6 protein-coding genes, 1 tRNA gene and 1 pseudogene are annotated in these 7,250 nt (G+C 56.5%); 4 read left to right on the forward strand and 4 right to left on the reverse strand.

Annotated features, from left to right (window positions below; all coding sequences use genetic code 11):
- Positions 1-175 precede the first annotated feature (175 nt).
- Together IQ273_RS28090 and IQ273_RS28095 are read right to left on the reverse strand one after the other, a co-directional pair.
- A complete protein-coding gene (locus IQ273_RS28090) occupies positions 176-436 on the reverse strand; it encodes a hypothetical protein (protein WP_194026422.1) in 261 nt (86 codons plus the stop codon).
- Between the two features lie 97 nt (positions 437-533).
- A pseudogene (locus IQ273_RS28095) lies at positions 534-1,553 on the reverse strand (IS1 family transposase).
- Positions 1,554-1,754: 201 nt separating this feature from the next.
- Between IQ273_RS28095 and IQ273_RS28100 the strand changes: the two are divergent.
- The 4 genes from IQ273_RS28100 to IQ273_RS28115 all read left to right on the forward strand — a co-directional run bounded on the left by IQ273_RS28100 (position 1,755) and on the right by IQ273_RS28115 (position 5,278).
- Positions 1,755-1,826: transfer RNA gene (locus IQ273_RS28100), tRNA-Val, on the forward strand.
- A gap of 158 nt (positions 1,827-1,984) precedes the next feature.
- Positions 1,985-3,196 carry a tyrosine-type recombinase/integrase gene (locus IQ273_RS28105; RefSeq protein WP_194026423.1) on the forward strand — a complete coding sequence of 404 codons (1,212 nt, stop codon included), beginning with the start codon at positions 1,985-1,987 and terminating at the stop codon, positions 3,194-3,196.
- Between the two features lie 200 nt (positions 3,197-3,396).
- Positions 3,397-4,980 (forward strand): site-specific integrase, encoded by a 1,584-nt coding sequence (locus IQ273_RS28110; protein WP_194026424.1) that lies wholly within the window; start codon positions 3,397-3,399, stop codon positions 4,978-4,980.
- A gap of 106 nt (positions 4,981-5,086) precedes the next feature.
- A complete protein-coding gene (locus IQ273_RS28115) occupies positions 5,087-5,278 on the forward strand; it encodes a hypothetical protein (RefSeq protein WP_194026425.1) in 192 nt (63 codons plus the stop codon).
- A 176-nt stretch (positions 5,279-5,454) separates the two neighbouring features.
- Here IQ273_RS28115 and IQ273_RS28120 read toward each other — a convergent pair whose 3' ends face one another.
- Positions 5,455-6,435 carry a hypothetical protein gene (locus tag IQ273_RS28120; RefSeq protein WP_194026426.1) on the reverse strand — a complete coding sequence of 327 codons (981 nt, stop codon included), beginning with the start codon at positions 6,433-6,435 and terminating at the stop codon, positions 5,455-5,457.
- Positions 6,435-7,250 (reverse strand): hypothetical protein (locus tag IQ273_RS28125; RefSeq protein ID WP_194026427.1); only part of this gene is annotated, 816 nt, incomplete at its 5' end. The genes IQ273_RS28125 and IQ273_RS28120, both read right to left, overlap by 1 nt.

Genomic DNA, 7,250 nt, shown 5'->3' on the forward strand with positions numbered 1-7,250 from the left:
TGGCAAACTTGAATTGCGTGACGTTTTCTTGACGCCTTTTCGTTGACGCTTCTCGGCTTCTGCCTGCAACGCTTGCACCCTCTGCCACAGCTCTCGTATCAGAGCGTCTTTCTCCCCAGAACTGAGGTCTTCTAACGGCGGCAGGTCTTGCATGGCAAAAGTTTACCACCCTCTCTTATTCGCCGCTACCCGTCAACCTAGTTGAGCAATTACTTTCGTTGTATTCTCCCGGTGCACTGAGTTCTTTCCCATCGTGAGCGAGCACGTATTTGAGGCTGTCGGGATGGCTGAGAAAAATCCAGCTTGCCGCCGTGGCACGAGCCTCAAAAATGTCGCCGTACTGACGATAGCGGGTTTCCATGTAGTCGAGGGGGTTGAAAATCCAGTTGTAGAGCTGAATAATGCTAGGAGACTGAGCTTTAGGGATGATAGGCATGGCAGATGTCTTTAAGGATTGATCGAGCTTATGGCACCGTTCGAGGACATCAATTCTGAAACAGCGGCATCAACTTCAGAAAGCTGGCACTGGTTCGTTAAAGTAGGAGAGCCTCAAGACCTCTGGAATTGAGCAATTCAGCCATCGATATGGGGCGAGTCGTGAAGCCCATCGCCATCGCCGGGGTGGTCTTCGCACCCAACCCCCAGTGAGGGCGCACCCAGTTATGGATCAAGCGCTGGACATCCAAACTTCGTTGTAATCCGGCGGTCGTCTTGGCATAGAGGTTCTGACGTCTGCGGTAGGCGCTACACCGTCGCCTGATCGCTGCGTTTTGAGCTACCCTTTGGGAAGTCTGACGCCTACGTTATGATTCGCATGCACCTCAGCGGTCGAACTAATCGCGGTGAAGGGATGCTCGACCTTGAGCCAGACAACCCGGCGTTGACCTTGAGAGCTTTTAATCTTAATCGCCACTTCAAGCCCTTCGCGCCATACTTTGCGGAAGGGATAGGTTCTTGCAAGCCCTCGGTCCGGTAAAGACTCACTGGCTAGAGGCCATAGGGCCGTCCCGTAGCGTCGTTCACCGTCTGTGAACCAACGGATAGCGGTGGCTCCCTGCGCCCACTGCCACGTGGATTCAGTCCCTTGGCTAAACAAAGTCTCATCTTTCATCCCCGCCTGCGCTGTCACCCAGTAGCGGCTCTCTCGCTCCAAAAAGGTCAACGTCCATCCACGACTCTCACTGGGGGGGAAGGTTCTCGCCCACGCGAGTGTAAAGCTCATCCCCTTCTAGCGTGATCTCGCTGCCCTCAGGCGCGGGGGGAGACCAATGCTCGCGCTGACGGGCTAACCGCTCCTCCCACCGCAGAATGGTGGCATGGGACTTGTTGTACACTCGCCCGGTAGCTCGAACACCCGTCCCTTCGGCACGGTTATTGAGGGCATATTCAACAATGTTAGACGGCGTTCTAAGCCGGGCCATAGGCGTTCCCGTGCGTTCGTTAAAGTTGTGGGTGCAACCCCGGCAACGGTAGTACTGCACGATCCGATTATCTTGTAATCGACGAGTCCCATTCTTGACAACGGTTTCGCTCTGGCAGTGGGGACAACGCATAGGCAAATGACTCTCTACGTCTACATTCTAGCCATCATCCTTTAACTGACCAGTGCCCAGAATGATGACAAACAATTCTGGAACGTACAGGAGCGATCGCTCCTGTACGTTCCCATTCCATGCTATTTATCGGGCTGGTAATCATTGAGAACGGCTGTGGGGTTGACTTGCCCCACCTTCTACCCTAGGATTATTAACCGAGGGCGATTAGCACAGTGGTAGCGCGCTTCCTTCACACGGAAGAGGTCACTGGTTCGAAACCAGTATCGCCCATACCAGTAAAAGCACTGATGCGTAAGGGTTCTAGCTCTTGCGCATCAGTGCTTTTGGGAATCTGAAATTCTCATTAAGCCTCTGCTAAGAGGTATGGACAGATACAGGGGTACCAATTATTGCTATACGATTGCGATAATTGAGTTCAAGCTTGTGACATGTTGAACAGCAAGGCTTTTGGGGTTTCTAAGGGAGGAGATTCCCCGACAAGCGGCCAGCGTCGTCGCAAGGCCTCTAAGGGGACAGTCTCTGTCGGCACATCTAATGGATGGCTGAGACTGTACTGGACTGACCAAGGCAAGCGCGACCACTGCTACCTAGGGGCCAAGGACACACCCACGAATCGGGAGTTGGCCCAAAATCGGGCGGAGCTGTTGGCGGTGGATCTGAAGAACGGCACCTTTGACCCCACCAAAGAGAAGTACCGGCTGTTTCCTAAGCAGGAGGTTGCCCAGAAGGCCGGGGAGCCACGGCGAGTCAATGAGCTGTGGGAGTTGTACTGCAAGGCCCGCCGGTTTGGGGCTGAGAGTACGGAGGAGGGCTATCGCTATGCCCTGAAAAAACTCCAAGAGTTTTGGGGTGAAAAACCGATCAAGGGACTGCGGGAAGAGGACGGGTTTAAGTTTGTGGACTGGCTGATGGCAAAACCGCTCAGCCAGGAGACGCGCAAAAGCTACCTGTACCGGATTCGGGAGGTGTGGCAGTGGGCAGCCCGACGGGGCTATGGGGTGGAGCCCGACCCATGGACGGAGGCCATTCAGGATGTGAAGCTGACCCAGGAGCTGCCGTCGCCGTTTACCCGTGCGGAGATTGAAGAGCTGATCAGCGTTTTTCAGACTGAGGAGCGGTTGGCGCACTATGCGGACTATGTGCGGGTAGCGCTGAACCTAGGGTGTCGGCCTGGCGAGCTGCTGGGGCTGCGGTGGAGACATGTGGCGAAGGACTTTTCTCGGGTGGATATTGTGGAGCAGCTGACCCGCAAGAAGGAGCGGAAACTGCCGAAGAAGGGTAAGACGAGAGCCATTCCGCTGAATGAGACGGTGAGAGAGATATTGAAGGAGAGGTGGAATGCCGTGTGTGTGAGCCAAGGGGTTGAGCCGCCGCCGCCAGATGATCTCATTTTTAAGTCGGTGCGAGGGAAGTCGATTCATACGGGAAATTTTCGCAAGCGCTATTGGCAGCTAGCTCTAGAACTGGCAGAGATTCGCTACCGGAAGCCCTACACAACGCGGATATCGAGAATTTCTCATTCGGTTGAGGAAGGTGAATCGATTGGGTCGATCAGTGCGGTGTCTGGCAATACGCCAGAGACGATCTTGCGCCGCTATGTTGGTAATGTGAACCCAGATATTAAGCTGTCAAATTTTTAGGGGTTGCCGTTTTCTGCCTTGACTCAAGAAAATTTGCCGTAGGAGAGTGTCCTACATAGACGGTTTAAAAGAGCGCTGAGCAAGGCTGGAAAGGCCTGATTTGTAAAGAATTGAGCGGCATCGGGTATGGACAGATACGCAGGTTTGTCATGCCAATATCTCTCTTATAGAAAGGAGGTGTAGCGTTTTTTCATACTGCGATGTCTGTAGCTTTACCTCACTATGTTGTCGATGCCTATGTGCCCTTTAAGGCGAGTGAAGGGGTGATATTGAACCCCAAGTCGTTGGGAAATTTGAAGACGGCGCTGCGGCTGTATGTTTTGCCGAGCTACGGGTTTGAGGCCGATCGCCTCCAAACGGATCGCGACCTTGAGGTGGCTCTAGGGCAGGTGACGTTGAAGGCGTTTTTGGATGCGCCCGATCGCCTGCGGTCATCTGAGGCGGCGCAGCGGAGCGTGGGGACGATGGCCAACTACCGATCGGCGATCAACCGATTTTTGGGCTGGATGCAGCAGCAGAGTTGGTTTCGGGAGTCGGTAGGCCGGTTTGAGGAGATGCTGTCGCCGCCGACTAAGGTGGCGGGGCTAAATCTCCGGGCGGCTCGACGGGGAACAGGGAAGGATCATGGCAAGAAGCGGCTGTCGTTGGCAAAGACGGAACTGACAGAGACGCTGCAGCTGGAGCTAGCTGACTTGTTTTACTTTCTGACGGCACCGGAGGTGGCCAAGCGTCAGGATGAGCCGATTCGGGAGGTGACGTTTAACAACTACGAGGTGATGATTCGGGGCTTTTTGGGGTGGCTGTACCGGGTGGTGAATGTGTCGCGGCAGGAACTGTCGCTGGCGTTGATTGCGGATCGGGAATGGCTGGATGAGTATATGGCTTGGGGCATTAGCGATCGCGACAATTCTTACGGGTGGGCGCTGAATGTAGCGGCGGCATCGTTGAATGTGGCCAAATGGCTGTACCACCAGCAGTCGGTGAGCCCTAAGTACCGAGATATTCAGGAGGTGGAGCTGATTCGGGCCAAGATGGCGGCGCTGCAGTCGAAGCGGGAGAAGGAGCCGAGACGGCGGGTGTCGAAGGAGAAAATGGTGGAGAAGTTTGTGCCCTTTGATCAGGTGGAGGGGGTGGTGCGCTACCTGCGGCTGTGCTGTGCGACGACTACGGCAAAGGGCTACGCTCGCAAGGACCTGACGGTGATGCATTGCTGGCAGATTTACCTGATAATCGCAATTTTGGCCTACTGCCCGGTGCGCCAGCGGGAGGTGAGGGAGCTTGAGCTGGGGCGGACGCTGTTGCGCGAAAAGGGTGGGTATGTGGTGCTGCTGGAGCCGGAGGACCACAAGACGGGTAGCTTTACGGGGAAGGGGCGAGAGTTTTGCTTGCCGGACCTATTGACCCAGGATTTGGATGAGTGGCTAAATGTGTGGCGTCCGAAGCTGAAGCCAACCCACGATCGGGTGTTGATGAAGCTGCGCGATGCGTCCTCGGGGAGTTTTAAGCAGCCCTACGATGATGCTCAGTTGTCGGGGATGGTGGCGAGGGCAATGTACCGGGCGACGGGAATTTTGTTTGATGATCCGAAGAAGACGACACCCCACGACTTTCGGCGGATTGCGATTACGTGGCAGCGAAAGTATGGCGATCGCGACCAAGACCAGGCCCTGGCGGAGTTGATGGGGCACTCGGTGGAGGAGGTGAACCGCACCTATAACCAGATGTCGGGGCGCGATCGCACCGCAAAGGCCCAGGAATGGTGGAAGGTTGCGCAGGAACTGTAGGGTTCTGGGGGGTGAGGTTGGTGAGGGGGGAGATTTCCAGAATCGCTTGATTCTGGAAATGGTAAAGGGGAGATTCCCAGAATCGCTTGATTCTGGAAATATGGAGGTGGGACTGACTCTTGGAGATGGGGAGTTTGAGGGGATGAGGATGACCTGGCTGCGGTGGTGCGATCGCGAGGGGAACCTCTTGCCGACGGGGGCGGAGCGGGCGGCTCAGGCGGAGACGAAGGCAGCGAGGTTGGCGGCTCGGCTGCAAGAGTTGGGGGTTGACCCGGAGGAGGTTGAGAATGGCGTTTGAAATTGGCCCGGAGGAGTTGAGGGAAATGGCCAGGTTGGAGGAGGAGGCTGGTTGTGATGTGGAGGCTGGGCTGGATTGGGGGCCTTTAGGGGGTACCTATTTGGCGGTGGCAGAGAATTGGTTGGGGCAGAGGTTGAGGGGGGGTGAGCCGCAAGCCTTGGATACCTCCGATCCTCCTACAGAGTCCGATGGGCGTTGAGGAGTTGGTAGTACTGGTAGACGTTGTGGAAGCCTCGGCGGGTGTTTCGTTCGTGCCCTCGGAAGAGAAGGATTTGCTGGCCCAGGTCTTGGCTGAAGGGGCAGGGGCAAGTAATGGAGGTGGCCCACTCTAATGAATCAACGTCTAAAGGTCCAAGGCCGATGCGGGTAGCTCGGTGGGCTGTGTGGCAGTTGCCGCTGACGTCGAAGTAGTTGTAGCGGTTGTCGAGCCAGGCTTTGCGAAGCCAGGTGGAGGAGTCGAAGGAGTCGATACCCTGCTCTACGTAGTAGGGCAGGATGTGGGGGTTGCCGGTGCCAAGGACGTGGATTTTGATGGGGCGGTCGGCATTGCAGATTTCGGCCTGGGTAGCGCGGATGGCGTCTTTAATTAGGGAAAGCTTGCGCTGACCTGCGATCGCAACATACTCAAACCCCATTTGTACTAACGCCCGAGCACAACGCTGGTAGCTTTCGGCATCCCAGCCCTGGACAACTCCGAGCAGTTGGAAGGGGTACTGGTAGCGATCGCACAACTCCAGACAGATTTCGGCATTGGTGAGGGTGAGCTGGAGCCGTCGTTCTAGCTCGTTAGAAGGGAGCCCTCCGGGACGAACCCAGGGAGAGGCGACCATATCAAGGGTCATGCCGTAGTTGAATTGCCCCTGGGCGTAAAAATCTAGCAAGTCTTGGCAGGAGAAGGGGGGCTGATCGAAAGCCCGGTAACTGTGGGCTCCGGAGTCACCCAGGATGGTGCCGGAATAGCGTATGTCTTGCCGTAGGGTTTTGACTTTGCGGAGAGAGACAGCCATGCGGGAGACGAGGATGCCGTCGAGCAGGTCGGGAAGGTAGTCCCAGAGGTAGGCTTTGCTCCAGTGAGGTTGTTTGGTCATGTCGTCGTCGATGCGCCACTCTTTCCAGATGTAGTCGGAGGGCCACCAGGGAAGGAAATAGCGCACCATTACCGCAGTTCCCAAATGTCATGGGTGGGGTCGTAGGTTTTGGTGCTGGCTCCGCCGAGGGAACGGGGGGTAAGGATGCCTGCGTGTTTGAGGATGCTTTTGTACTGGTAGAACATGCGAGAGCGATAGTCTTGACCGGTGGCGTTGGCCCAGGAGATGCGTCCGCGATCGTCGGTGAGGGCAGCGGCAGATTCGGGTTTGAGGAAGAAGACGGGGGCACAAGCATGGTCGAGCTGGTCGCACTTTTGGGCGAGGTCGGCGAAGTGGGCAGATGCGGTGGGGAATTCTTCTAGCCCAGAAATAACGAGCCTCACCATGGGGTCTTGAAGAAGGAGTAAGCGCAGATCTGCGGCGACTTGGGGGCGGTGGTTGGCGAGGGGAGTGCTGCTGGATCGGGAGCCGACGACGGAGTGGACTTCGGCCCAGCTGGCGAGGGTGGGGATATTGTACTGGTAGGTTTGGCCTTTGGAGACTTGCCAGACGCTGTCGAGCTGCCGTTCGATGAAGCGGAAGGGCTCGCGCAGGGGCATCTGGGCCTGGGGTGTGTGGGCGACGGAGACGGTGTCGCCTACGGCCAAGATGCCAACGTTTTTGCGTTTGGCAAAGTCGATGAGGCTGGTGCCGAGGGAGGTGGCTTCGGCGGCTAGGTAGGTGTGGTGGAACCCGGTCTGGTACATTTCGGCCTGGGCTAAGCCTTTGATGAGGTCGTCGTTGCCTTTGGCTTCGATAGCAAAGATGGTTTCTCCGTCGGTGAGTTGGCCAACGAGGTCGGGGTGCATGACGAAGTCACCGAGGTCGAGGGTGAAGCGTTGGAA

This window comes from Nodosilinea sp. LEGE 07298 (assembly GCF_015207265.1).
Lineage (GTDB): Bacteria > Cyanobacteriota > Cyanobacteriia > Phormidesmidales > Phormidesmidaceae > Nodosilinea.

Bases quoted from the DNA above. Each gene is read 5' to 3' on its own strand.
- IQ273_RS28090 (WP_194026422.1), bottom strand. From the start codon at position 436: ATGCCTATCATCCCTAAAGCTCAGTCTCCTAGCATTATTCAGCTCTAC.
- IQ273_RS28110 (WP_194026424.1), top strand. From the start codon at position 3,397: ATGTCTGTAGCTTTACCTCACTATGTTGTCGATGCCTATGTGCCCTTT.
- IQ273_RS28105 (WP_194026423.1), top strand. From the start codon at position 1,985: ATGTTGAACAGCAAGGCTTTTGGGGTTTCTAAGGGAGGAGATTCCCCG.
- IQ273_RS28120 (WP_194026426.1), bottom strand. From the start codon at position 6,435: ATGGTGCGCTATTTCCTTCCCTGGTGGCCCTCCGACTACATCTGGAAA.